Raw genomic sequence first — 25,711 nt, 5'->3', positions numbered from 1 at the left:
AAAAATATCATCAGAGAGAGTGTTTTTCAGACGGCCTTTTGCAAAAGCGCCATGCCTAAAAATACCCGCCATCTTTGTTCAAAATAGCGGGCATTCTATCATTAAATTCAAGCTTATGCCGTCTGAAACGCGTTTTATTGCAGATTCAGCGCCAAAAACAACGTGTCGTTACCGCGTTGCACCAAGAGCGGCACGTTTTTACCCGCGCTGCCCAAGGCGCTGCGGAACGAGGTTTCATCGCTGACGGTAATTTGGCTGACGGCAATAATCACGTCGCCGCGTTTCACACCCGCGCGCTCGGCCGCGCCGCTGACGCGTGTTACCACCAGCTGCTGTTTGCCGTCGGCGCTTTGCGCCTGCAGGGTCAGACCGGCTTCGTCAATGGCAAAATTCTGGCTGTTGGCCTGATAGTCGGGATTGTCCGGCTGCGCCGCACCGGTTTCGGCCGACGTGTTGGTGCTGCCCAGTTTCACTTTCACCGAGGTTTTCTGGCCTTTGCGCCATACTTCCAAAGTCACTTCCGAACCCGGTGCCATCGAGCCGACCAATACCGGCAAATCGCTGGAAGCACGTACTTCCTCGCCGTTGACGCTGCGCACGATGTCGCCCACTTCCAAACCGGCTTGCGCCGCCGGGCTGTTCGGCATGACTTTGGCGATGAGCGCGCCGCTGGCTTTGTCCAAACCGAAAGATTTGGCCAAATCATACGATACTTCTTGGATAATCACGCCCAACTGACCGCGCTGCACCTTGCCGGTGGCTTTGAGCTGGTCGGCCACATTCATCGCCACATCAATCGGAATGGCGAAGGAAATGCCCATAAAGCCCCCGCTGCGGCTGTAAATCTGCGAGTTGATGCCGACCACCTGGCCTTTGAGGTTAAACAGCGGGCCGCCGGAGTTGCCCGGGTTGATGGCGACGTCGGTTTGGATAAACGGCGTGTAGTTTTCGTTCGGCAGACTGCGGCCTTTGGCGGACACGATACCGGCGGTCACGCTGTTGTCAAAGCCGAACGGCGCACCGATGGCGGCCACCCATTCGCCCGGTTTCAATTCTTTCGGATTGCCGATTTTGACCACTGGCAAATCTTTGGCGTCGATTTTCAGGAGTGCTACGTCGGATTGCTGGTCAGAGCCGATGAGTTTGGCGGTGTATTCGCGCTTGTCGTTGAGCATGACTTTGATGTTGCCCATGCCCGATACCACGTGGGTATTGGTCAGGATATAACCGTCGGGGCTGATGATAAAGCCCGAGCCGAAGCTCACTTCGCTGGCGCTGTCGTCTTCCTGCGGCATGTCCGGCATATTGGGGACAAGGCGTTTGAAAAATTCGTAGAACGGATCGTTGTCGGGGAATTGGCTCAAATCCATACTGTTGTCATCGCTGCCGCTCTGACTGCTTTTGCTGCCCGGCGCTGCTTGGATATTGACCACGGTCGAGCCTTCGTTTTGTACCAGTTGGGCAAAGTCCGGCAGCAGCATGCCGATTTTGCCGTCGTCGCCTTTGGTTTCTACGCGTTGCACCAACGTTTCATCCAGCTCGTCGTTGCTGAAGAAACTGCTGACTTTGTCGCAACCGCCGGCGGAGAGCAGGGCGGTAAGCGCTAAAGCCAAGCCAGTGTATTTTTTAGTGTTTTTGTTCACGGCGTTTCCTTTTTCCGTATTTTTTTCATCAATATCAAAACAATCGCTCAGACGGCGGCACAAGGCCGTCTGAAAAATCCGTTAAATGCAAATTCTACATCGTATCGGCGTTTTTTCAAACATTTCATTTTTAATTAAAAAAAGCCGCTGTACGGTTTCAGACGGCCTTTTCGGGGGGGGGGTATGAAAAACGGTTATTTAGATATAAGCAATCAGCCTATTTGAACAGTATATCGAAGAACGGAATCAATCCATCAGCTTGGCCGGATATTCGCACAAATCGTTGATAAGACACTTGCCGCACAAGGGTTTCAGCGCCTTGCAGGTGTAGCGGCCGTGCAAAATCAGCCAATGGTGCGCGTCCATCAGAAATTCCTTCGGGATGTAGCGCATGAGTTTGTCTTCCACTTCGTGCACGTTTTTGCCTTTGGCGATGCCGGTGCGGTTGGAAACGCGGAAAATATGCGTATCCACCGCCATGACCGGCACGCCGAAGGCCGTGTTCAACACCACATTTGCCGTTTTGCGCCCCACACCCGGCAATTCTTCCAAGGCTTCGCGGTCGGCGGGTACTTCGCCGTTGTATTTTTCCAGCAGCATGCAGCAGGTTTGCATGATGTGTTTAGACTTGGTTTTATACAGGCCGATGGTTTTGGTGTAGTTCATCACGCCGTCCAGCCCTAAGTCCAGCATTTTCTGCGGCGTATCCGCCACAGCAAACAGTTTTGCCGTCGCCTTGTTGACACCCACATCCGTCGCCTGCGCCGACAGCAACACCGCAATTAAGAGTTCAAACGGCGAATTGAAGTTCAGCTCGGTGGTCGGGTGCGGATTGGTGGCGCGCAAGCGCTCGAAGATTTCTTGGTGGATGTGTTTGTTCATTTTAATTTGATGTGTTCGCTTGGTTTGTGTGGACGGAATTATAGCGCAAGCGGCAGGCGATAGGGGTTTAGAAAGGCTATTGTGATTTAAATACAAGGGATTATCAGTATTGCTTGAAATAAGAAAAGGCCGTCTGAAAAATACGTTGTTTTTCAGACGGCCTTTGCCAATCGGTATTTTAGGCTTGTTCTGCCAACACCACCGCAATCAGCTCCATTGCGCCGTCGTCGGCCAGCTTTTTCGCCACGGCGCGGCCGAGCGCGTCGGCATAGTCGGCGGGGGCTTGCGCCTCGGCTTGGATAATGACCGATCTGTCGGGGTGGCCGACCAAGCCGCGCAGGGTTAAGAGGCCGTTGTCTTCGGTACAATACGCCGCCAGCGGCACTTGGCAGCTGCCGCCCAGCGCACGGGCAAGGGCGCGTTCGGCGGTCACGCAGGCGTGGGTGACATCATGATTGAGCGGTTTGAGAACCTCCAGCAAATCATTACGGCTGGCGGCGATTTCAATGCCGAGTGCACCTTGTCCGGCGGCGGGCAGGCTGTCGGCTTCAGATAAAATCAGGCGGATACGCTCGTCCAGCCCTAAACGTTGCAGACCGGCGGTGGCGAGGATAATCGCGTCGTATTCGCCCTTGTCGAGTTTGCCCAAACGGGTTTGCACGTTGCCGCGCAAGGGTTTAATCACCAAATGCGGATAGCGGGCGCGTAATTGCGCTTCGCGGCGCAGGCTGGACGTGCCGACTACCGCGCCTTTGGGCAGGTCTTCCAAACGCGCATATTGGTTGGACACAAACGCGTCAAACGGGCTGGCACGCTCACCAATAGCCGCCAGCGCGAAGCCCTCGGGCAAATCCATGGGCACGTCTTTAATCGAGTGCACCGCCAAATCTGCGCGACCTTCTTGCAGCGCTTGTTCCAATTCTTTGATAAACAAGCCTTTTCCGCCGATTTTAGAGAGGGTTTTGTCTAAAATCTGGTCGCCGCGCGTGGTCATGCCGAGAATGCTGACTTCGCAGTCGGGGTACAAATTTTGCAGGCGCGCTTGGATGTGTTCGGCCTGCCACATCGCCAGCAGGCTTTCGCGGCTGGCGATGACGAGTTTTTTCGGGTTCATCGGGAGGTTCCGTCAGGTTGTATCGGCAGCGAGTTTATCATATTTTTGCCGTGCTTTTTCAGACGGCCTGCGGCGGATATGGTATATTTGAATGCAAAATCCGTTTATTTTTGATTCTTCATGAAACGCGCCAAACAATACCCTTTTTTGCAGTTGCAGCGGCAACGCTTTATTCTGAATTTTGAAAACGCCTCGTCCGCAGCCGGTATGCCGTCTGAAAACAATTTCTACCGCTGGATTTGGGCGGCTTTGCAAAACGAATACCGCCGTGCCGACATCAGCCTGATTCTGCTTGATGAAGAAGAGGCACGCGCCTACAACCGCGATTACCGTGGCAAAGATTACGCCACCAATGTCTTGAGTTTCGCCCTCAACGAAGGTGAAATCCTGCCCGACCAGATTTCAGACGGCCTGTATGGTGATTTGATTATCTGCCCGCAAGTGGTTTTGAAAGAAGCCGCCGAGCAGGGCAAAACGCCCGAGCAGCATTTCGCCCACCTGACCATGCACGGCACCTTACATCTGATGGGCTACGACCACATCGAAGAGGCCGACGCCGAAATCATGGAAGCCAAAGAAATCCGCCTGTTGCAGGCCGCCGGCTACCCCAATCCCTATTAATTCGAGGACATAAACCAAAATGGACGACACGCAGTCGAAACCGAAATTTTTTGAGCGCCTGATTTCCCGTTTGGCGGGCGAACCCGATTCCGCCGAAGACGTACTCAGCCTGTTGCGGCAGGCGCACGAGCAGGAAGTTTTTGACGCCGATACCCTGCTGCGCTTGGAAAAAGTATTGGATTTTGCCGAGTTGGAAGTGCGCGACGCAATGGTGACGCGCAGCCAGATGAACGTGGTTAAAGAAAACGACAGCTTGGAGCGGATTGTGGCGTACAGCGTCGAAACCGCGCATTCGCGTTTCCCCGTCATCGGTGAAGACAAAGACGAAGTGTTGGGCGTTTTGCACGCCAAAGACCTGCTCAAATATATTCTCGCGCCGGAACAGTTTTCCCTGCAGTCGGTATTGCGTCCGGCGGCGTTTGTGCCGGAAGGCAAGTCATTAAATTCATTATTGAAAGAGTTTCGCGAACAGCGCAACCACATGGCGATTGTGGTCGATGAATACGGTGGCGTGTCCGGCCTGATTACCTTTGAAGACATCATCGAGCAAATTGTCGGCGACATCGACGATGAATTTGACGAAGACGAAAGCGATGACAACATCTTCGCCGTGTCCGCCGAACGCTGGCGCATTAATGCCACCACCGAAATCAAAGACATCAACGAATTTTTCGGCACGGATTACAGCAACGAAGAAGTCGATACCGTCGGCGGCTTGGTGATTCAGGAGCTGGGTCATCTGCCGGTACGTGGCGAAAAAGTGGTCATTGGGCCGTTGCAATTTACCGTCGCCCGCGCCGACAACCGCCGTTTGCATACACTGATGGCGGTACGGGTGAAGTAATATAGTCAAATTACCTAAAAACCAAACCATAAGCCCCGTGTAGGTTGGGTTGTAAACCCAACATATGTCCGTATTTTCGTTGGGATTTCATCCCAACTACTCAGTTTGTTTTTTTGATGATTCTACTATAGATTGAGATAGCATAAGCAATGCCGTCTGAAAACATCAGTTTTCAGACGGCATTTTTAATGGCGGATTATTTCACGCTCTCTCACCATTTTTCCTGCGGCAGGGCATTGATGTCCAAATGGAACACCTGCCCGATTTTCGGCGTAGCCAGCGGCAGATTTTTGGCGGCAGCAGCGGGCACGAAGCGTTCAATCGGTTCTTTCCACGGATGGAACGACAAATCGAATTTCGCCCAATGTATCGGCATGGCAGCTTTGGCGCCGACATCGAGGGCGGCTTGTACCGACTGCTCCGGCTGCATATGGATTTGCGCCCAGTCTTTGTTGTACGCGCCGTTTTCCATCAGGGCGAAGTCAAACGAGCCGTAGCGTTTGCCGATTTCGGCGTGGTGTTTGCCGTAGCCGCTGTCGCCGTTGAAAAACAGTTTGAAATCAGGAGATTGGATGACATACGAACCCCACAGCGTTTGCGCACGTTGCAGGCTGCGGCCGGAAAAGTGGCGGCCGGGGGGGGCAGGGTCAGCTTGACTTTGCCCAAATCGGCCGATTCGTGCCAATCCAATTCGGTGATTTTGTTGTCAGCCACGCCCCAGCGTTGCAGGTGGGCTTTTACGCCCAGCGGTACGAAATAGCGGCCGACTTTTCCGTCCAGCTCTTTGATGGCGCGGTAGTCGAGATGTTCGTAATTAGGATAACGGCGTCGATGGGTGGCAAATCGGCGGTGGTGGTCGGGTTTTGCTGGGCAAACGGCGCGCCGCCGAAAGGTAGCGGCGTGGCGCGGTAAAACACGGGGTCGGTGACAAACAATTTGCCGTCGGTTTTAAATACCACGGTGGAATGCCCCAGCTAGGCGAAATCGCCGTTTTGCATGGTTTCGGCTTTGAGCTTTTCAGACGGCAGCGGCGAGGCCGGATTTTTGCCCGGCGATGTTTTCCAGCCACAAAAACAGAGGAAATGTCTGCCCCTGTTCGGAGGTATCCAATACGGTCGGCTCGGGATTGACAAACGCTTCGCCGTTGAAATTCGGCGAGGCTTTGATTCTCGCCAAACTTGCCGCATCGGGTTTGCCGCCAAACACGGGATGGAAGTTGACAAACAGGGCAATGGCTGCGGCTAAAATCAATAAGATAATCAGCAACCATTTGAGGATTTTTAAAATCAGCATGGACAGTAATCGAAATATTCAAATGGAAAAATTATAGCAGGTACGGTTTGGCAGGAATATTTTTGTGTTGGCAATAGTGTATTGTGGGAACTGGAACAATAAGGCCGTCTGAATGGTGCAAAACTTTTTCAGACGGCCTGATATTCAAAATGTTGACTTGTATATTGTGTAGGGCTTAGGGATGAGCAGATACCAAAAATGCCGTCTGAAAAATTTTCAGACGGCATTTGCATTTGTATCGGGACGGATTAGAAAATCTGCCACACAAAGAAGATAAAGGTCAGCAGGATAAACAGCGGAATCAGGATACCGACCGACCAAGCCATGTAGCCGAAGAAGCTCGGCATTTTTACGCCGCGTTGTTCGGCGATGGCTTTTACCATAAAGTTAGGCGCATTGCCGATATAGGTTACGGCGCCCATAAATACGGAACCCATCGACACAGCCAGTAGGGTATGGAACAGCGAGCCGGTCATCAAGGCTTGCGGATCGCCGCCGGCCATGTTGAAGAACACCAGATAAGTCGGGGCATTATCCAAGAAGGCGGATAATGTGCCGCTCATCCAGAAATACATGGCGTTGATGGGGTTGCCTGCTTCGTCGTGTACCATAGACACCACGCCACCCAGCGCACCGGCTTCGCCGGCCTGTAAAATCGCCAATACGGGCGCAATGGTGATGAAAATGCCGAGGAACAATTTGGCCACTTCGATAATCGGGCCGAAATTAAATTCGTTGCCTTCGCGCACGGATTTCGGCGTGAAAATCAGCGAAATAGCGGTTAAGGCAATAAAGATGATGTCGCGCACCAAGTTCGGCAGGGCATAGTGGCTGCCGAAAATATCAAAGCCCGGATGGTCGGCCTCCCAAATGCCGGACATCAACACGGCCGCAACCACGCAAAACAGCAGGATAAAGTTGAATTTGCCACGGATACGCAGTTTACTGTCGGGCGTGGGGTCGTTTTGTTCTATTTCGTCTTCACGTTTGAACAACATGCTGTCGAGAATATAAAACACAGCCAGCAGGATAATGACGCTGATGGCAACGGGCAGCAGCATATACTGTACTGTCCACATAAAGTCCACGCCTTTTAAAAAACCGAGGAAAAGCGGCGGATCGCCCAGCGGAGTCAGACCGCCGCCTATATTGGCGACCAAGAAGATAAAGAACACGACGACGTGTACTTTATGTTTACGGTTGTCGTTGGCTCTCAAAATTGGACGAATCATCAGCATGGCCGCGCCGGTCGTGCCCATCACGGAAGCCAGCGCTGTGCCGATAAACAGCAGCAAGGTGTTGAGCTTGGCCGAACCGTGCAGGTTGCCTTCAATCAGAATGCCGCCGGAAATGGCAAACAGTGCCAAGAGTAGCAGGATAAACGGAATATACTCGCCGACCAGCGCATGCACGACGGTATGGAACGCCGCGCCGCTGCCGAAGGTCACAGCAAACGGAATCAGGAAGACCAAAGTCCAAAGAATGGTAATTTTGCCGAAATGGTGATGCCAGATGTTCGGCACTAAAATCGGGCCGAGCGCGATGGAGAGCAGTACCAAGACAAAGGGAATGCCCCAAGCCAGGCTGAGTGTGGCACCGTTTAATTCGGCAGCCTGCGCCAGCGCGGGGGCGAACAGTAGGGGAAGGAGGGATAGCGGACGCATATGTTTCCTTTTTTCTTATCGTGAACAATCGAAGCCGTCTGAAAAACGCACGACACTGCGCAAGTGATATGACAACCCAACTCTATTTGGTATAACAACTAAGTTTACGATTGTAAAGGAAAAGCAGGCAGGATTCCAGTAAAACGGCATGGATTTTACATCTTGTTTCCGTCAAATCATCGGGATAGGCGTGGTCTAGGCGGATGATTTCCCAATAAATCCGATTGGGAAGAGTGATTTACATGCAAATGGGTATCAAAACATCAATACGCTTGGAAAACGTAAAAAAAGATTCCGCTTATGCCAAAGGCCGTCTGAAACCGTATATTTCAGACGGCCTTTGGTGCGGATTAAACAATTAGGCTTCGGGTAGGCGTATCATCCAAACGGCAACGCAGCCGCAGAATACGGTGGATAAAGCGCCGACATACCAGCGATCGGGGAAGTGCCAAAATAGAAACAGGCAGGACAAAGTCATCATGCTGACGGCCAAAATTTTTGCTTTACGCGGCACGGCGCGGTGTTGCTCCCAATTTTGCACCATCGACCCGAAATAACGGTGGTGGTAGAGCCAATGATGAAAGCGCGGCGAGGCTTTTGCCCAGCACGCGGCGGTCAGCAAAACAAACGGCGTGGTCGGCAATACCGGCAGAAAAATGCCGATAATGCCCAAGAGGAGCGAAACAGCGCCGCAAGTCCAAAAAAAATAGCGGGTAATCATGGTGTGCGGCTTTTATTTTTCATGATGGGGAAACGGGCAACGCGGAATCTCCAGCTTGTCCCAACCTTCCTGCCCCATTTTTTCCAGCAGCGCGATGTTGCGGTCGAAAATGTCCGACGCATCGGGGAACGCGGCGGCGGCTTTGGCAATGCTGTCTTCGCGAATCAGGTGCAGGGTCGGATAGGGGGATCGGTTGGTGTAATTGCTGATGTCGTCGGATTGGGTATTTTCAAACTGAAAATCGGGATGGAAAGGGGCGATTTGGATGATACCCTCCAAACCGTTGTCGGCAATGGCTTGGTCGGCAATATCCAGCATGTCGTTAAACAGGAAGAAATCGCCGAACAGCGTCGGGTAAACCAGCAGCGTGGTTTCCAATTCGTCGGTCGGGGTCTCGCCCAATAATTGCAGCTCGCTGTCGAGGTCTTCTAAAAAGCCGTCGAGGTGTTTGGCTTCGCTGACGCGGATGCGCACGAGGTTTTTCACATAAGGGGCTTTGGCAAACGGGCAGAGGTTGAGGCCGATAACGGCTTTTTCCAACCATTCGCGGGTATGTCGGGTAACGGTAGCGGTGTCGGGTGGGGTCATGGCGGTTTGTCTTTTTATTTAAGAGTTATTCTCATCAAGTATAGCAAAGATTCAGGCCGTCTGAAAACGAAGTTTCAGCGCAGCTAAAATGCAGAATAACCTTATTGTTTTTATCCGGCGGTAAAAAAGCACCGCCAAACAGCGGTGCTTACATATATTATTTCTCTGTTTATTTCTGCTCTCTGTTTATTTCTGCGGTTGGGTTTAATCCTGCTGCAAATGTCCCAGCGGCAGGGCAGTTGTATTTTTAATCTCTTTCAATACAAAGCTCGATTGCGCGTCTTGCACGCCGTGGTGCGACAGCAGCGTATCTAATACAAAATGCGAAAAGGCGTTCATATCGGTAAAAAACGCATGCAGCAGGTAATCGGTTTCGCCGGTCAGTGCGAAGCAGCTTAAAACTTCCGGCCAAGTTTGCACCGCGTTGGAAAAGTCTTCCCGCGCGTCTTTGGCTTTGCTGATGGAAACGCGGATAAAGGCCTGCAAACCCAATTCGACCGCCACCGGAGACAGCAGCGCGGCATATTGGCGGATAATACCCGTGTCTTCCAGCTGTTTCAGACGGCGCAGGCAGGGAGAGGGCGACAAAGCCACCCGCTCAGACAGCTCGACATTGGTCAAACGGCCGTTTTCCTGTAATACCTGCAGAATTTTAAGATCGGTTTTATCCAAAGTAATTTGCGCCATAAACCACTCCCTTTGCAAGATGTACGCAATAAACAAGCCTGAAATCGGCTGTGTAACCGACCGTATTCGATTTGCGGCCGGAAAACCGGTCGGGAAAACCATCTTGACGCCGTTAAGATACGAATAAATTTGCGGTTGCAGGATGATTTCCTCTGTATGACTATATTATGCTAAATAAACTTAACATACAATAGTGCGGCAAAATTTAAAATTAAAAAATAATCTGTGTCAAGAATCCGTTTTTGCGCAAGATTAATTTTTCAAATTTATTGAAAAATTATTTTTGATAGATTGTGTTAAATTGATAAAAACGCCTCTTGATGAAAACAAAGGTTCAGTCCATAATCGGGATGTGTGTGCAGGAGAGTGTTACACCGGATTACAGTCCGGCCTAACCACCGAAGGCGCAGATGCCCTTAAATCGCTCAGGTATCCAAGACTGCACACTGGTAGTAAACATCTGGAGAGCGGCGTATTGCAAAATGCGCCCACCGAAGGGGAGAAGGCCGTCTGAACCACCATTCAGACCAACCGCCGCAGCCGGTAATGAGCAGATTACGCGGTTTGCACCAAAAAGCGGGGTTGGCCGAAAATCTCAGGTTCAAGGACAGATAGGGTCATTCTCCTCCAGTAGGCAGATGACACTGTATCAGCATAAAAATCCGGAGACCTTCTATGACTGCTCTAAAAACTACCCCTTTCCTTCAAGCCCATAAAGACGCAGGCGGTAAGCTGGTTGATTTTGCCGGCTGGGAACTTCCTGTTAATTATGGTTCGCAAATCACCGAACACGAAGCCGTGCGCACCGATGCCGGTATGTTCGACGTATCTCATATGCTGGTGACCGATGTCAGCGGCGCCAATGCCAAAGCCTTCTTCCGCAAACTTCTGGCTAACGATGTAGCCAAATTGTCTTTCGCCGGCAAAGCCCTGTATTCGGCCATGCTCAACGACAACGGCGGCGTGATTGACGACTTAATCGTCTATCTGATGAATGAAGACGCCACCCAATACCGTATTGTTTCCAACGGCGCGACCCGTGAGAAAGACTCCGCCCAATTTGCCAAAGTTGGCGCAGAATTCGGCGTGACCCTGACCCCGCGCTCCGATGTGGCCATGTTGGCCGTACAAGGCCCGAAAGCCGTGGAAAAATTACTGACCGTGAAACCCGAATGGGCGGAAACCGTCAACGCTTTAAAACCGTTCCAAGGCGCAGACATGGGCGGTGACTGGTTTGTTGCCCGCACCGGCTATACCGGTGAAGACGGCGTGGAAGTGGTTATGCCGGCGGGTGAAGCCGATGCCTTCTTCAGAGCATTGCAAGCGGCAGGCGTACAGCCTTGCGGCTTGGGTGCGCGCGATACCCTGCGCATGGAAGCCGGTATGAACCTCTACGGCAATGATATGGATGATGATACCAGCCCGCTGGAAGCCGGTATGGGTTGGACGGTCGATCTAAAAGACGAAAGCCGCGATTTCGTCGGTAAAGCCGCAGTGCTGGCGCTGAAAGAAAAAGGCGTGACCGTCAAACAAGTCGGCCTGCTGCTGGACAAAGGCGGCGTGTTGCGTTCGCACATGGAAGTCATTACCGACCAAGGCAAAGGCATTACCACCAGCGGCGTGTTCTCGCCGAGTCTGAAACAATCCATCGCCATTGCCCGTGTGCCGAAAGCTTTTGAGGGCGATACCGCCAAAGTCGTGATTCGCGGCAAAGAAGTGGATGTGCGCGTATTGAAACTGCCGTTTGTACGCAACGGCCAAAAACAGTTTGATTGATTTACCCCGTTTTCAGACGGCCTAATGAAAGCAAGGCCGTCTGAAAAGTAGGACTTTTATTCAATCTTTCTAATAAGGGTATAATCATGTTCTTATCCAAATTGGCATTACCGCTTTCCGTATTGACTTTGGCTGCTTGCGGTACACTCAGTAGTGAACCTAAGCCTTTGCCATTTACAGATACGGAAGGTAAAGTGCAAACGGCAACCTTTATGAAGCTTGTGGGTAGTAATAGCAAAATCGCAGGTGAGGTAATTATCAGCGGTGAATATTCGTTGGATATTGTCCGTATGAATAGCGATTTGACTATTGCAATCCGCAATGATAAGGGTATAAGTAGTGCCACTAATTTAAAATCTTTGGCTGCCGTAAAAGGCTTTACTCTCTATACTTTCAGTAAATACGCCGGTACGGTAGAAGTTAACCGAGTAAGTGCCACAAAAAATGTTTGTAGTGATTATCGGGGCAACGGTGTACGAGTTGCGATTGCCGATAATATGTACGATGCGTCGCGCAATCGGATTGTTTTCAAAAGTACTGGTAATATCGCTGCAACAAAAGGCAAAAGCAAAGTAGATACAGCTGAGCTGGATTATGCTGCTGTGCCTAAATTGTCGGTTGAAATGAAGCAAAAGCTGGAGCAGGATAAGGTCAATATGACTGCTATTCATTATGCCCGCTTGGAAGAGCTGATTGCCCGTGGGATTTGTTCCTAAGGCAAAAGACTATCCGAAATCTATTTCTTTATCCATCCAACAGGAGAACACACCATGAGCAATATCCCTGCAGATCTGAAATATGTTGCCAGCCACGAATGGCTGCGTCCTGAAGCAGACGGTAGCGTTACCGTAGGTATTACCTTCCACGCGCAAGAATTGCTGGGCGACATCGTATTCGTCGAGCTGCCGGAAGTCGGTACAAGCTTGGCTGCCGAAGAGCAATCCGGTGCGGTGGAATCCGTAAAAGCCGCTTCCGATGTGTATGCGCCGATTGCCGGTGAAGTGGTTGCCGTCAACGAAGGCTTGAGCGACGCGCCGGAAACCGTCAACAGCGATCCTTACGGCGAAGGCTGGTTCTTTAAAATCAAACCGGCCAATCCTGCCGATTTGGACGGTTTGCTGAGCGCCGAAGAATACGCCAAAGAAGTGGAATAATCCGATACCTGCCTGCGTTTTGCGGGCAGGGTAAGGACAGGCCGTCTGAACGGTGTTAGGGAAGGATGTACAACCTGTTCCGGCATTGCTTCAGACGGCCTTTTTAATCAAGATAATAATAAGAAGTGAAATTACTAATAAACCGGTACGGCATCAAACCGTGGGTATTCCCGTATATTCAACCATACCCGTTTTATTATTAATTTCGCTGCCATCAGAGATTTTCTCAGGATAACAGTGAACATGAAACTGCGCTTTATCAAGCATACTGCCATTACCGTATGGCGCGAAGTAAAAGAGCTGACCCGAATCAACCATCACGACCGCCCGTGGCATTTGCCTTTTGCCGCAGCGTTGGCCTCCGGCCTGCCCTTGTTTGTCGCCCTGTATTTCGGCCATTTGGAATACGGCCTGATTGCCAGCTTGGGAGGTATGGGTTTTCTGTATATGCCGCCCACGCGCATGATTGTGCGCATGGTGTTGCTATTGTGCGTGACCACCGTGATGACGGCCAGTTTCTTTGTCGGTCTGGTGGTGCACCACTCGCCCACGCTGCTGGTCACGGCGATTACCGTGCTGACCATTTTGGTCACGATGTTGTGCCGCTATTTCAAAATTGCCCCGCCGGGCAGCACCTTCTGCCTGATGGCCGCCATGATTGCTGCATTCGTGCCGCATGAGCCTGCCGATATTCCGATGCTGGTCGGCGTGATGTTTTTGGGCGGACTCGGCGCCTGTATCATCGGCTTTGTGTACAGCCTGTTTGTCTTGTGGCGCGGCATGGAAATCAAGCGCCTGCCCGAGCCGGTACGCGATTTGAAGCTGGTGGTGGTGGATGCGCTGATTATCGGCGTGATGGTCGGCTTGTCGCTGCAAGCAGCGCAGGCATTGGGTATGCAGCGGCCGTATTGGGTGCCGGTGGCTTGTGTGGCGGTAACGCAGGGCATTACCTTCCGCGCCGTGTGGAACAAGCTGGCGCACCGCGTCCTCGGTACCGGCGCAGGCTTGGGCTTGGCTTGGCTGATGTTGTCGCTGCACCCGCACGGCTGGGTGGTATGCCTGCTGATAATGTGCTTGAACTTTATCATTGAAATTTTGGTGGTGCGCCACTATGCGGCGGCAGTCGTATTCATCACTCCGCTGACGATTTTCCTGGCAGAGGCGGGCAGCGGTGGCAGCCTGACCAAAGAAACGGCCACTATGTTGGTTCAGTCGCGGTTTTGGGATACCTTTTTAGGCTGCATTTTCGGCTTGTTGAGCGGTTTGTGTCTGCACTTTAGCGGTTTGCGTGACGGATTGGCGCGGGTGGTGTTGCGTATTTACCTTAGAGGGCGCCGACTGTGAGCTACTGCCGTTTTGCCGCCGAACTGTCCGCCGATACCGACAACCCCAACAAGCATTACCACGACCATGTGTACGGCTTTCCGGTAGCGGGCGATAACGAATTATTCGAACGGCTGGTGTTGGAAATCAATCAGGCCGGTTTGAGCTGGACGATTATTTTAAAGAAACAGGCAGCTTTTCAGACGGCCTTTAAAGGGTTTGACATCGCCACCGTCGCCGCTTTTGACGACAACGACCGCGAACGCCTGCTGCAAGACGCGGGTATCGTGCGCAACCGCTTGAAAATCAATGCCGCCATCTACAACGCGCAGCAGATTCTGGCGATACAGCGAGAATACGGTTCGTTTAAAAATTGGCTCGACAGCCACCATCTGCAAGACAAAGCCGCTTGGGTGAAGCTGTTTAAAAGGCAGTTTAAATTTGTCGGCGGCGAGATTGTCGGCGAATTTTTAATGAGCACGGGTTATCTGGACGGCGCGCATGATGAGGATTGTCCGGTTTGGGCAAAAATTCAGACGGTCTTAGAGTCGGTAAGAAAAGAATAACAAAAGGTTTGGCAATCCAAAGGTTTACCGTTTTCTGGTGATATGGCGCAGATAGGTTTCGATATCCGCTTCTGTGTAACCTAAAATCCGCCCGATTTCGCGTTCGGTTTCCACGACAAAACCGCGCCCGACAGAATCCAGCAGCAGCGATTTCAGGCGTTCGGCCTGTTGGCGGGATTTAGGGCAAAAAATAATCATGCCGGTAAAGCCGAATTTTGGAAACGGCACTTCGAGCGCATGGAATTTTCCTTGTTGCAGATAGGGCGCAAAGTCGGCAGGCAGGCTGTCAAATAAAGCGACATGCTTGCTGCCGGACAACATCAGCGCCAATTCGCGTCCTTCATGCGGGCCGATAACGCCTTGCGGAGCCGGGGTGTTTGGCATGAGGTGATTCCATCAAAAGAGAAAAGACAGGATAACCTAACTCAGGTTTGTCATTCCTGCAAATCTGACCACTAAACCGACTGGCCGTGCGGTTTTCAGACGGCCTCTTTCAAAAGGAAAAAAGCAATGAAACTAAACGAATTATTCGATCCCAACGAATTTGCGCCGCGTCACATCAGCTTTGGTGACGAAGCCGCATTGTTGGCAGCTTTGGGCGAAAAAGATATGGATTCATTTGTGGCCAATACCGTGCCGCAGGGTATCCGTATGCCGGGCGAGTTGGATTTGCCGGAAGCCCTGACAGAGGCCGATGCGCTGGCTGCGCTCAAAGCCATCGCCAGTAAAAACAAGGTTAATAAATCCTATATCGGTTTGGGCTATTATCCAACCCGTATGCCGACTGTGATCCAACGCAACGTATTGGAAAATCCGGGCTGGTACACCGCCTATACCCCGTATCAGGCCGAAATCGCGCAAGGCCGTCTGCAAGCCTTGTTGAACTTCCAACAAGTGTGTATCGACCTGACCGGCCTGCCGGTAGCGGGCGCGTCTTTGTTGGATGAGGCTACTGCCGCCGCCGAAGCGATGGCGATGGCCAAACGCGTGGGCAAAGTTAAATCCAACCAATTCTTTGTTGACGAGCGCGTGTATCCGCAAACTTTGGACGTAATGAAAACCCGTGCCAAATACTTCGGCTTCGAGCTGGTGGTCGGCGATATTCAGACGGCCGCAGAGGGCGATTACTTCGGCGCTTTGCTGCAATATGTCGGCAAAGACGGCGATGTCGCCGATTTGAGCGGCGTGATTGCTGCTTTGAAAGCCAAAGGCGCGATTGTGGCCGTGGCTGCCGATGTGATGAGCTTGGTATTGCTGAAATCACCGGGCGAACTGGGCGCGGACATCGCTTTGGGCAACACCCAGCGTTTCGGCGTGCCGATGGGCTTCGGCGGCCCGCACGCGGCTTATTTCGCCTTTAAAGACGAGTTCAAACGCTCTGCGCCGGGTCGTATCATCGGCGTATCCAAAGACGCTTCCGGCAAACCGGCGCTGCGCATGGCGCTCTCCACCCGCGAGCAGCACATCCGCCGCGAAAAAGCGACTTCCAATATCTGTACCGCGCAGGCGCTGTTGGCCAACTTGGCCGGTATGTATGCCGTTTACCACGGCCCGCAAGGGGTGAAACGCATTGCCGAGCGCATTCACGCTCTGGCTTCCGCCTTTGCCGTTGCCGCCGCCGGTTTGAACGTGGTACACGCTACTTTCTTCGATACCGTGGAAGTAGATTTCCAAGATAAAGCCAAAGCTGACGCCGTTTACCAAAGCGCTTTGGACAAAGGCTACAACTTGGGGCGCGCAAGCGATACCGTATTGGCGGCAGCCTTCAGTGAAGAATCTTCGCCCGAGCAGTTGGCCGAACTGGTAGCCGTGTTTACCGGCAAAGCCGCCGAAATTCCGGCCGATGTCCAAGGCCGTCTGAATGAGAGCCTGCTGCGCAGCGACGCGATTCTGACCCACGAAGTGTTCAACAGTTACCACACCGAACACGAAATGCTGCGCTACCTGAAAAAACTGGAAGAGCGCGACTTGGCGATGAACCGCAGCATGATTTCATTGGGCTCTTGCACCATGAAATTGAACGCCACTTCCGAGATGATTCCGATTACCTGGCCGGAATTCACCAACATCCATCCGTATGCGCCGAAAGACCAAGTGGCCGGTTATATCGAGCTGCTGACCGATTTGGAAAACCAACTCAAAGCGATTACCGGCTTTGACGCGATTTCCTTCCAGCCGAACTCCGGTGCGCAAGGCGAATACAGCGGTATGCTCGCCATCCGCCGTTACCATGAAGCCAATGGTCAGGCAGAGCGCGACGTGTGCCTGATTCCGAAATCCGCCCACGGTACCAACCCCGCCAGTGCCGCCATGGTCGGCATGAAAATCGTGGTGGTCGATACCGACGAACACGGCAACGTCAATGTGGACGATTTGAAAGCAAAAGCCGAGCAATACAAAGACACTTTGGCCGCGCTGATGATTACCTATCCTTCTACCCACGGCGTGTATGAGGAAGGCATCCGCGACATCTGCAAAATCATCCACGACAACGGCGGTCAAGTGTATATGGACGGTGCCAACCTCAACGCCCAAATCGGCATTATGCAGCCGGCGGAAGTGGGCGCGGACGTGTTGCACATGAACCTGCACAAAACCTTCTGTATTCCGCACGGCGGCGGCGGCCCGGGCATGGGTCCGATTGGTTTGACCGCGCACTTGGCACCGTTTGCACCGGGTCATCTGTTCAGCCAAATCGACACCGCCAGCGCAGGCCAAAGCGCGACTTCAGCCGCTGCGTTCGGTTCGGCCAGCATTCTGCCGATTACCTGGATGTACATCACCATGATGGGCAAAAAAGGCATGGAAGCGGCCACCCGCTGGGCATTGCTCAATGCCAACTATGTGGCTAAAAAATTGGGCGAAGTGTACCCGATTCTCTACACCGGCAAAAACGGCCGCGTGGCGCACGAATGTATCGTTGATTTGCGTCCGCTCAAAGCCGAAAGCGGCATTACCGAAACCGACATCGCCAAACGCCTGATGGACTACGGCTTCCACGCGCCGACGGTGTCCTTCCCGGTGGCTGGTACGCTGATGGTCGAGCCCTCCGAAAGTGAAAGCAAAGCCGAACTCGACCGCTTTATCGCCGCGCTGACCGCCATCCGCGCCGAAGTGCAGAAAGTGCAAGACGGCGTATGGCCGGCCGAAGACAACCCGCTGGTTAACGCGCCGCATACCGCAGGCAACATCGCTGCCGCCGAATGGAGCCATCCGTACAGCCGCGAAGAAGCCGTGTTCCCGCTGCCGTATATCCGCGAGAACAAATTCTGGCCGAGCGTCAACCGCGTGGATGATGTGTACGGCGACAAACATCTGGTGTGCAGCTGCCCGCCGATGGAAGCCTACGAAGACTGATGTCTGCCTGATAATTGAGGCATAAGCCAAGGCCGTCTGAAAGATACGGATTCCGTATGTTTTCAGACGGCCTTTTTATTGTGTAAAACCCGCCGCAGATATGGAGAAATATGTAAATGCGGTGCAATATTATGGAAATGGTTTTGCCGAAATACATTTAAAAACAAGCGATTGAAGCGGAAAAGGCGCAGGCAAAGTCTTGGCTCAAGGGCATATTTCCAGTAGAATCGCTGCATTTCATTCTTTATCCGACACATCCGGCCGTCTGAAAACCAAGCGGCCGCTTATCAGGTATCCGCTATGTCTAAAACAATCAAATGGATCATCGGGCTGCTGGTATTGGCAGCAGTGGCCGTCGGCGCTTGGATGTATTTCAAGCCCAAGGATCAAACCAATTACATCACGGAAACGGTAAAGCGTTCCAGTATCCGCCAAACCGTATCGGCCACTGGCGAGATTTCTTCGCCGAGTTTGGTGGAAGTCGGTTCGCAGGCTTCCGGTCAGATTAAAAAGCTGTATGTGAAATTGGGACAGGAAATCAAAAAAGGCGATCCGATTGCCGAAATCGATTCCACCACTCAAACCAATACGCTCAATACCAACAAAGCCAAGCTGGATACCTACCGCGCCCAACTGGTATCGGCAGAAATCGCTTTGAAGAGCGCCGATAAAAAATACAAACGCGAACAAGCCTTGTGGAAAGAAGACGCGACTTCCAAAGCCAATTTGGAAGATGCGGAAGACACTTACGCTTCGGCCAAAGCCAGCGTGGAAGAGCTGAAATCCTCCATCCGCCAAACCCAAATCTCCATCAATACCGCCGAAGCCGACTTGGGTTATACCCATATCGTTGCGCCGATGGACGGTACTGTCGTGGCGATTCCGGTGGAAGAAGGCCAAACCGTTAACGCCAGCCAAACCACGCCGACCATTATCCAAATGGCTAACTTGGATGTGATGTTGAACAAAATGCAGATTGCCGAAGGCGACATTACCAAAGTGAAACCCGGCCAATCGCTGACCTTTACCATCTTGTCGGAATCCGACGCACCGATTTCCGCCACGCTGGATAGTATCGACCCGGGTCTGACCACCATGTCGCAAGGTAGCTATGACAACAGTACCGACACCACCGAAAGCGCGATTTACTACTATGCGCGTGCGCTGGTACCGAATGAAGACCGCAAACTGGCCTTCGGTATGACCACGCAAAACACCATCGAAATCAACAGCGCCAACGATGTGCTGGTAATTCCGACCCTGACCGTCAAAACCGAAAACGGCAAATCTTATGTGCGCGTATTGGTGCAGGATGAAAAAGGCAAGCCCGGCCGCGTTGAACACCGCGAAGTTACTACCGGCCTGAAAGACAGCATGAACATCGAAGTGAAAAGCGGTCTGAAAGAAGGCGAAAAAGTGATTGTGTCGGAAATGAGCGCGGATGAAAAAGCTGCAGGCAGCAGCAACCAACGCGGCATGGGCGGCCCGCCGATGTAAACGGCAATACCGCCATTCACTAGAAAAGGCCGTCTGAAACAAGTAGGGTGGTATGAACCACCATTTGGAAACATCAGAATGACAGGTTTGACCTGCCCTACGCATGATTTCAGACGGCCTTTATCCAAACGCGGCTTCTCCGCACACCACGGTAACACCCCATGAGTTTAATCGAATGTAAAAACATCAACCGCTACTTCGGCAGCGGCGAAAACCGGGTACACGTTTTGAAAAACGTCAGCCTGTCGGTAGAGAAGGGCGATTTCGTCGCCATTATCGGCCAGTCGGGTTCGGGCAAATCTACCTTGATGAATATCTTAGGCTGCTTGGATTCGGCCACCTCCGGCTCTTATCAAATCGACGGTATCGAAACCGCGCAAATGGACGCCGATGAGCTGGCCGGTTTGCGCCGCAAGCGTTTCGGCTTTATTTTCCAACGCTACAACCTGTTGAGTTCGCTGACTGCCCGCGACAATGTGGCGTTGCCGGCAGTGTATTTGGGCATGAACGAGAAAGAGCGTTCCGAACGCGCCGTCAAGCTGTTGCACGACTTGGGCTTAGAAGGTAAAGAAAACAACAAACCGAGCGAGCTTTCCGGCGGTCAGCAGCAGCGTGTGTCCATCGCCCGCGCCTTGATGAACGGCGGCGAAATCATCTTTGCGGACGAACCGACCGGCGCACTGGATACCGCCAGCGGCAAAAACGTGATGGAGATTCTGCACCGCCTACATGATGAAGGCCACACCATCATCATGGTAACGCACGACCCGAGCATTGCTGCCAACGCCAACCGCGTGATTGAAATCCGTGATGGCGAAATCATTGCCGACAACAGCAAAAATACCGACATCAAGCCCAGCCAAGTCGAAAGCGTAAAGGAAAACAATTCCTGGTCGTTTTACTACGACCAATTTATGGAAGCCTTCAAAATGTCGGTGCAGGCGATTGTGGCGCACAAAATGCGCTCGCTGCTGACCATGCTCGGCATTATCATCGGTATCGCTTCGGTGGTGTCGGTGGTGGCCTTGGGTAACGGTTCGCAAGAGAAGATTTTGGCCGACATCAATGCGATGGGTACGAATACCATTACCATTTTCCCGGGTAAGGGCTTCGGTGACAGGCGCTCCAGTAGGATTAAGACCCTGACTGTCAATGACGCACAGGTAATTGCCAAGCAAAGCTATGTCGCCTCAGCTACGCCGCAAACGTCCTCCAGCGCCACGCTGACGTATAAAAATACCGACCTGACCGCCACTTTATACGGCGTGGGCGAGCAGTATTTTGACGCTCGCGGCCTGATCTTGGGCGAAGGTCGTTTGTTTGACGAGCGTGATGTCAAAGAAGACGCGCAAGTGGTGATTATCGACCGCAACACGCAGAAAAAGCTTTTTAGCGATGGCGTCAATCCGCTGGGCAAAGTGGTGCTGTTTAAAAAACGCCCGCTGACCATCATCGGCATTATGGACGACCAAACCAACAACTTTGGCAGCTCCGACAGCCTGATGTTGTGGTCGCCTTATACCACGGTTATGCACCAGATTACCGGCGAGAGTTACACCAACTCGATTATCGTCAAAATCAAAGATGATGCCGATAGCCAAGTGGCACAAAAAAGCCTGTCCCAGCTCTTGATTGCGCGTCACGGCACTGAAGACTTCTTTATGCGCAACAGTGACAGCATCAAGCAGACCATCGAATCGACTACCGGTACGATGAAGCTCTTGATTTCCTGTATCGCCATGATTTCGCTGGTGGTCGGCGGTATCGGCGTGATGAACATCATGCTGGTGTCGGTCACCGAGCGCACCAAAGAAATCGGTGTGCGCATGGCGATTGGCGCACGGCAGAGCAATATTTTGCAGCAATTTTTGATTGAGGCGGTGCTCATCTGCCTAATCGGCGGCTTGGTCGGTGTGGCCTTGTCGGGCATGATTGGTGTGGTATTCGCTTATTTTGTCAGCGATTTCCCGATGAGCTTCTCCACCCTGTCGATTATCGGCGCGGTATTGTGCTCCAGCATTATCGGCGTGGCCTTCGGCTTTATGCCGGCTAACCGTGCGGCTCAACTCAATCCGATTGACGCGCTGGCGCAGGATTAATCCGAATAACGCAACATCGTAGGGTGGGCATCCTTGCTCACCGATTGCCTATACGGGCAAATTAAAGTGTTAACCGACACTGCATTGATGATTTTCAGACGGCCTTTGTGACCCAAAGGCCGTCTGAAAACCCGAGAAAGAACGACCATGCAAAAGCAAAGCAAACAGCATTTTCAGACGGCCTTAGCCCTCTCCGTTGCGCTGGCCTTAAGCGCCTGCGCCATCAACCCCAAAGTCGGCACCGTGCCCACGCTGGACAACAGCGGCGCGGTGATGAGCGCGGCGCAAACCGCCGAGCAGTATGAAATCAACGGCAACTGGTGGGAAATCTACCAAAGCAGCCAGCTCAACGCGCTGGAAGAGCAGGCCTTGGCGAACAATATCGACTTGAAACAAGCCGCCATCAGCGTGAATAAAGCCCTGTATCAGGCGAACATTCTTGGCGCCGATTTGGTGCCGACCTTTAGCGGTTCGCTGGGTGCTTCTACCTCGAAAAACCTGAAAACCGGCGGCAGCAGCAGCGACAGTTTCAGCAGTCAGCTCGGTTTGAGCTATGAGCTGGATTTGTGGCAGAGACTGCGTGCCACCGCCGACGCGCAAGTGTGGGAATACCGCGCCACGCAGGAAGACTTGGCCAACACCCGCCTGACCGTGGTGAATAATGTCGCCGACGCCTATTTCAACATCGCCTACATCAACGAAGCGATGGCGCTGACGCAAAAATCCATCAAGGAATACGAAGAAATCGCCCGTATCGTGGCGGTGAAATACCGTTACGGCAAAGTGGATTCCAGCGAAGTGACCAGCGCCAACCAATCGCTGCTGAGCGCCCGCAACAATTTATTGTCGCTGCAAGACAGCCGCAACACGCTGGAGCAGACCCTGCGCAACCTGCTTAACCTGAAACCCGGCGAAGCCATCGCCGCCGAGCCTTCCACCTACCGCTTGCTGCCCGTGAAAGGCGTGGATTTGAACGTGCCGATTACAGTATTGGCCAACCGCCCCGACTTACGCGCCGCCGAATTGCGCGTGCAGTCGCTGCTGCAAACCTATGCCGCGCAAAAACGCAGCTGGTACCCGAGCGTAACCCTCGGTGCGACCTTGAGCACGTCTTCCAGCAAAGCGCGTACCATGTTCAATATCCCGTTTATCGGCGGCAGCGCCAGCATCAGTCTGCCGTTCTTGGATTGGCCGACCCTGAAATGGGAAGACAAAACCGCTGCCGCTAACTATGACAACGCCAAACTGGATTTTGAAGAAGCCCTGACCACCGCGCTGAACGAGGTCAACACCAACTATCTGGCCTATCAGAATTCCCTGGCCGAGCAGCGCAATCTGGAACAGCGCTACCAGCTTGACGTGAAAAACAGCCGCTACTACAAAATCCGCTACGAATACGGCAAAAACGAGCTCAAAGACTGGCTCGAAGCGCTCAATACCCAATACAGCAACGCGCAAAACGTCTTGAGCCAGCGTTATACCACCCTGAAATACGAAAACATGGTGTATAAAGCAATGGCGGGACGTTATACGCCGAAGTAAAAAGTATTTTTGCCGTTAGGCCGTCTGAAACTTGTCCGTTTTCAGACGGCCTTTTATTTATATGCCAAGCCCGCATAAACCGCTATAATCCCCTTATCTTCTTTCCCACACACACCATGACCGGCCACCGTATCAACCACGAACCCGCTTTCCTGCTTGCCTCCGCGCCGTGGCGCGAGAGCAGTCTGTGGCTGGAAGTGTACAGCCGCCGCTACGGGCGCGTGGCGCTGTTGGCGCGCAGCGCGAGAAAACGCATGAGCGAGTTGCGCGGCGTATTGGTGCCGTTTGTGCCGATGAGCGCTTCGTGGTACGGCTCTCAGGAATTGAAAACGCTGCACCGCGCCGAATGGCTGGGCGGCTGGCCGCAACCGCAGGGCAGGGCGCTCTTCAGCGGCCTGTATGTCAACGAGCTGATGTTGAAACTGACCGCCCGCGAAGATCCGCTGCCCGCGCTGTATGACGCGCTGGTGGAGGTGATGGAAAGCATTTGTACCGAGCCCAACCACATCGCCGCCCTGCGCGGTTTCGAGTGGACACTGCTGACCGCGCTCGGTCACGCCCCCGATTTATACGCCGATTTTAACGGCGACAGAATCACCGCCGATGCCCAATACTGGCTGAGTGCGCAAGACGCGTTGGTGCCGCTGGCGCAGTCCGATAAGCAAGAAGGCAAAGGAGTGGCCGTCAGCGGCGAAACCCTCATCCAATTGCGCAACGGCGAATTTAATGATGGCGAAAGCCTGCAGCAAGCCTTAAAAATCACACGCCTGCTGCTGGATTTCCACCTACCCGAGGGGATTAAATCGCGGCAGGTGTTGCAGCAGATTCAGCAGTTTCAAGGGTAGGGCGTGTGCGGATGCTAAACTGAACCCATATTTTTCAGACTTGCGAATACAGGTTCTAACAAGGCCGTCTGAAAACCCAAGCCAATGAAAGGAAAAGCCATGCTTTTAGGTGTCAATATCGACCACGTCGCCACCGTGCGCAATGCGCGCGGTACGGTGTATCCCAGTCCGGTTGAGGCCGCGCTGATTGCGGAAATCCACGGCGCTGACCTGATTACCATGCATTTGCGCGAAGACCGCCGCCATATCAAAGACGCAGATGTGTTTGCCGTGAAAAGCGCCATCCGCACGCGCCTGAATCTGGAGATGGCGCTGACCGAAGAAATGCTGGAAAACGCGCTCAAGGTTATGCCGGAAGACGTGTGTATCGTGCCGGAAAAACGCCAAGAGGTAACCACCGAAGGCGGTTTGGACGTGTTGGCGCAGCAGGAAAAAGTGGCGCATTTCACCAAAATCCTGACCGACGCCGGTATCCGCGTGTCGCTGTTTATCGACGCCGACGGCGATCAGATTCAGGCCGCCAAAGATGTGGGCGCGCCCGTGATTGAGCTGCATACCGGCGCTTATGCCGATGCGCACAGTCATGCTGAGCGGATGAAACAGTTCCAACGTATTGAAAACGGTGCGCATTTTGCCAGCGATTTGGGCTTGGTGGTCAACGCCGGCCACGGTCTGACGATTCACAATGTTACCCCCATTGCGCAGATTTTGGCGATTCGCGAATTAAACATCGGCCACGCGCTGATTGCGCAGGCAGTTTTCTTGGGTCTGCCGGAAGCCATCCGCCAGATGAAAGAGGTGATGTTTAAGGCGCGTCTGCTGCCTTGAGTCATCAAGTTGTGGTGATTGAGTGTGAAAATCAGGCCGTCTGAAAACGGATATAGGGTATGCGGCGCAGCTACGCATACCTGCGGTAAGGTTTTTCAGACGGCCTCCTGCCCGCCCCGCCATAAGGAGAACCCATGATTTACGGTATCGGCACAGACATTGTGTCGCTCAAACGCATTATCCGTCTGAATAAAAAATTCGGTCAGGCTTTTGCCGACCGCATTCTCAGCCCGGAAGAGCTGCTGGAGTTTCCGCAGGCGGGCAATCAGGTCAATTATTTGGCCAAGCATTTCGCTGCCAAAGAAGCGTTTGCCAAAGCCGTCGGCACCGGCATACGCGGCGCGGTGTCGTTTCGCAACATCGGTATCGGCCACGACCAGCTGGGCAAGCCCGAATTTTTCTACGCGCCCGCGCTGGAAAAATGGTTGGGCGAGCAGGGTATCCGCCAAGTCAGCCTGAGCATGAGCGATGAAGACGATACCGTATTGGCTTTTGCGGTGGCGGAAAAATAAAACCGTATTGGCCGTATTGGGTTTTTACCCAATATTTTATGATTTTGGTGGGTTAAAACCCACCCTTGTATATTGAAATCAATATATCATAGCAACCAAACAGGCTGCCTGCCTCAGAATGCACCCTTGGATCTCCATATCCGTTTCGTAGTATA

At 52.8% G+C, this 25,711-nt stretch carries 25 protein-coding genes and 1 riboswitch; of the genes, 14 read left to right on the top strand and 11 right to left on the bottom strand.

What is annotated here, in order from left to right; genetic code table 11:
• Nucleotides 1–134: 134 nt before the first annotated feature.
• The 3 genes from J2T37_RS07985 to hemC form a co-directional block, all read right to left on the bottom strand.
• Nucleotides 135–1,643 carry a DegQ family serine endoprotease gene (locus tag J2T37_RS07985; protein ID WP_437179468.1) on the bottom strand — a complete coding sequence of 503 codons (1,509 nt, stop codon included), beginning with the start codon at nucleotides 1,641–1,643 and terminating at the stop codon, nucleotides 135–137.
• Between the two features lie 246 nt (nucleotides 1,644–1,889).
• Nucleotides 1,890–2,525 carry an endonuclease III gene (nth, locus tag J2T37_RS07980; protein WP_253355078.1) on the bottom strand — a complete coding sequence of 212 codons (636 nt, stop codon included), beginning with the start codon at nucleotides 2,523–2,525 and terminating at the stop codon, nucleotides 1,890–1,892.
• A 178-nt stretch (nucleotides 2,526–2,703) separates the two neighbouring features.
• Nucleotides 2,704–3,639: a hydroxymethylbilane synthase gene (hemC, locus tag J2T37_RS07975; protein WP_253355077.1), complete on the bottom strand. Its 936-nt coding sequence runs from the start codon at nucleotides 3,637–3,639 to the stop codon at nucleotides 2,704–2,706.
• A 120-nt stretch (nucleotides 3,640–3,759) separates the two neighbouring features.
• On the opposite strand from hemC, the gene ybeY reads away from it, so the two are divergent.
• Complete coding sequence (gene ybeY, locus J2T37_RS07970; RefSeq protein ID WP_253355076.1) at nucleotides 3,760–4,260, top strand: rRNA maturation RNase YbeY; 501 nt, start codon at nucleotides 3,760–3,762, stop codon at nucleotides 4,258–4,260.
• 19 nt (nucleotides 4,261–4,279) lie between these two features.
• A complete protein-coding gene (locus tag J2T37_RS07965) occupies nucleotides 4,280–5,104 on the top strand; it encodes an HlyC/CorC family transporter (RefSeq protein WP_253355075.1) in 825 nt (274 codons plus the stop codon).
• Between the two features lie 211 nt (nucleotides 5,105–5,315).
• Here the strand turns inward: J2T37_RS07965 and J2T37_RS07960 are convergent, their stop codons facing one another.
• From J2T37_RS07960 to J2T37_RS07930, 7 genes are all read right to left on the bottom strand, one after another.
• Complete coding sequence (locus J2T37_RS07960) at nucleotides 5,316–5,789, bottom strand: MBL fold metallo-hydrolase (RefSeq protein WP_253355074.1); 474 nt, start codon at nucleotides 5,787–5,789, stop codon at nucleotides 5,316–5,318.
• A 52-nt stretch (nucleotides 5,790–5,841) separates the two neighbouring features.
• Complete coding sequence (locus J2T37_RS07955) at nucleotides 5,842–6,063, bottom strand: hypothetical protein (protein ID WP_253355073.1); 222 nt, start codon at nucleotides 6,061–6,063, stop codon at nucleotides 5,842–5,844.
• Between the two features lie 58 nt (nucleotides 6,064–6,121).
• A complete protein-coding gene (locus J2T37_RS07950) occupies nucleotides 6,122–6,397 on the bottom strand; it encodes a hypothetical protein (RefSeq protein WP_253355072.1) in 276 nt (91 codons plus the stop codon).
• Nucleotides 6,398–6,645: 248 nt separating this feature from the next.
• On the bottom strand, nucleotides 6,646–8,061 hold the full coding sequence (locus J2T37_RS07945; protein ID WP_253355071.1) for a sodium:proton antiporter: 1,416 nt from the start codon (nucleotides 8,059–8,061) through the stop codon (nucleotides 6,646–6,648).
• Between the two features lie 358 nt (nucleotides 8,062–8,419).
• Nucleotides 8,420–8,782: a YbaN family protein gene (locus J2T37_RS07940; protein WP_253355070.1), complete on the bottom strand. Its 363-nt coding sequence runs from the start codon at nucleotides 8,780–8,782 to the stop codon at nucleotides 8,420–8,422.
• 12 nt (nucleotides 8,783–8,794) lie between these two features.
• Nucleotides 8,795–9,370, bottom strand: a complete 576-nt coding sequence (locus J2T37_RS07935) for a DUF1415 domain-containing protein (protein WP_253355069.1) — start codon at nucleotides 9,368–9,370, stop codon at nucleotides 8,795–8,797.
• Nucleotides 9,371–9,574: 204 nt separating this feature from the next.
• Nucleotides 9,575–10,057, bottom strand: coding sequence for an Lrp/AsnC family transcriptional regulator (locus tag J2T37_RS07930; protein WP_253355068.1), 483 nt, complete (start codon nucleotides 10,055–10,057; stop codon nucleotides 9,575–9,577).
• A gap of 349 nt (nucleotides 10,058–10,406) precedes the next feature.
• A riboswitch (glycine riboswitch) is annotated at nucleotides 10,407–10,509 on the top strand.
• 223 nt (nucleotides 10,510–10,732) lie between these two features.
• On the opposite strand from J2T37_RS07930, the gene gcvT reads away from it, so the two are divergent.
• The 5 genes from gcvT (at nucleotide 10,733) to J2T37_RS07905 (ending at nucleotide 14,876) form a co-directional block, all read left to right on the top strand.
• The gene (gene gcvT / locus J2T37_RS07925; RefSeq protein ID WP_253355067.1) at nucleotides 10,733–11,833 is read left to right on the top strand and encodes a glycine cleavage system aminomethyltransferase GcvT; all 1,101 of its coding nucleotides are present in this window, start codon (nucleotides 10,733–10,735) and stop codon (nucleotides 11,831–11,833) included.
• A gap of 86 nt (nucleotides 11,834–11,919) precedes the next feature.
• Nucleotides 11,920–12,549: a hypothetical protein gene (locus J2T37_RS07920; protein WP_253355066.1), complete on the top strand. Its 630-nt coding sequence runs from the start codon at nucleotides 11,920–11,922 to the stop codon at nucleotides 12,547–12,549.
• A 54-nt stretch (nucleotides 12,550–12,603) separates the two neighbouring features.
• Nucleotides 12,604–12,987, top strand: coding sequence for a glycine cleavage system protein GcvH (gene gcvH, locus J2T37_RS07915; protein ID WP_253355065.1), 384 nt, complete (start codon nucleotides 12,604–12,606; stop codon nucleotides 12,985–12,987).
• Nucleotides 12,988–13,230: 243 nt separating this feature from the next.
• Nucleotides 13,231–14,331, top strand: a complete 1,101-nt coding sequence (locus J2T37_RS07910; RefSeq protein ID WP_253355102.1) for an FUSC family protein — start codon at nucleotides 13,231–13,233, stop codon at nucleotides 14,329–14,331.
• Nucleotides 14,328–14,876, top strand: a complete 549-nt coding sequence (locus J2T37_RS07905; RefSeq protein WP_253355064.1) for a DNA-3-methyladenine glycosylase I — start codon at nucleotides 14,328–14,330, stop codon at nucleotides 14,874–14,876. The genes J2T37_RS07910 and J2T37_RS07905 overlap by 4 nt, the downstream gene beginning before the upstream one ends.
• A gap of 24 nt (nucleotides 14,877–14,900) precedes the next feature.
• On the opposite strand, the gene J2T37_RS07900 is transcribed toward J2T37_RS07905, so the two are convergent.
• Complete coding sequence (locus J2T37_RS07900; RefSeq protein ID WP_253355063.1) at nucleotides 14,901–15,260, bottom strand: hypothetical protein; 360 nt, start codon at nucleotides 15,258–15,260, stop codon at nucleotides 14,901–14,903.
• Nucleotides 15,261–15,386: 126 nt separating this feature from the next.
• Between J2T37_RS07900 and gcvP the strand changes: the two genes are divergently transcribed.
• From gcvP to acpS, 7 genes are all read left to right on the top strand, one after another.
• Nucleotides 15,387–18,233, top strand: a complete 2,847-nt coding sequence (gene gcvP / locus J2T37_RS07895) for an aminomethyl-transferring glycine dehydrogenase (RefSeq protein WP_253355062.1) — start codon at nucleotides 15,387–15,389, stop codon at nucleotides 18,231–18,233.
• Nucleotides 18,234–18,533: 300 nt separating this feature from the next.
• A complete protein-coding gene (locus J2T37_RS07890) occupies nucleotides 18,534–19,730 on the top strand; it encodes an efflux RND transporter periplasmic adaptor subunit (protein ID WP_253355061.1) in 1,197 nt (398 codons plus the stop codon).
• 161 nt (nucleotides 19,731–19,891) lie between these two features.
• Nucleotides 19,892–21,829, top strand: a complete 1,938-nt coding sequence (locus J2T37_RS07885) for a MacB family efflux pump subunit (protein ID WP_253355060.1) — start codon at nucleotides 19,892–19,894, stop codon at nucleotides 21,827–21,829.
• Between the two features lie 147 nt (nucleotides 21,830–21,976).
• On the top strand, nucleotides 21,977–23,371 hold the full coding sequence (locus J2T37_RS07880) for a TolC family protein (RefSeq protein ID WP_253355059.1): 1,395 nt from the start codon (nucleotides 21,977–21,979) through the stop codon (nucleotides 23,369–23,371).
• A 116-nt stretch (nucleotides 23,372–23,487) separates the two neighbouring features.
• A complete protein-coding gene (recO, locus tag J2T37_RS07875; protein WP_253355058.1) occupies nucleotides 23,488–24,216 on the top strand; it encodes a DNA repair protein RecO in 729 nt (242 codons plus the stop codon).
• Nucleotides 24,217–24,315: 99 nt separating this feature from the next.
• A complete protein-coding gene (locus tag J2T37_RS07870; protein WP_253355057.1) occupies nucleotides 24,316–25,044 on the top strand; it encodes a pyridoxine 5'-phosphate synthase in 729 nt (242 codons plus the stop codon).
• A 134-nt stretch (nucleotides 25,045–25,178) separates the two neighbouring features.
• Nucleotides 25,179–25,556 (top strand): holo-ACP synthase, encoded by a 378-nt coding sequence (gene acpS, locus J2T37_RS07865; RefSeq protein WP_253355056.1) that lies wholly within the window; start codon nucleotides 25,179–25,181, stop codon nucleotides 25,554–25,556.
• The last annotated feature ends 155 nt before the right edge of the window (nucleotides 25,557–25,711 follow it).

It is taken from the genome of Neisseria perflava (assembly GCF_024170405.1).
GTDB classification, from domain to species: Bacteria; Pseudomonadota; Gammaproteobacteria; order Burkholderiales; family Neisseriaceae; genus Neisseria; species Neisseria perflava_B.
Note: the sequence above shows the minus strand (reverse complement) of the source record. Positions and strands in the feature narration are given on the sequence as shown.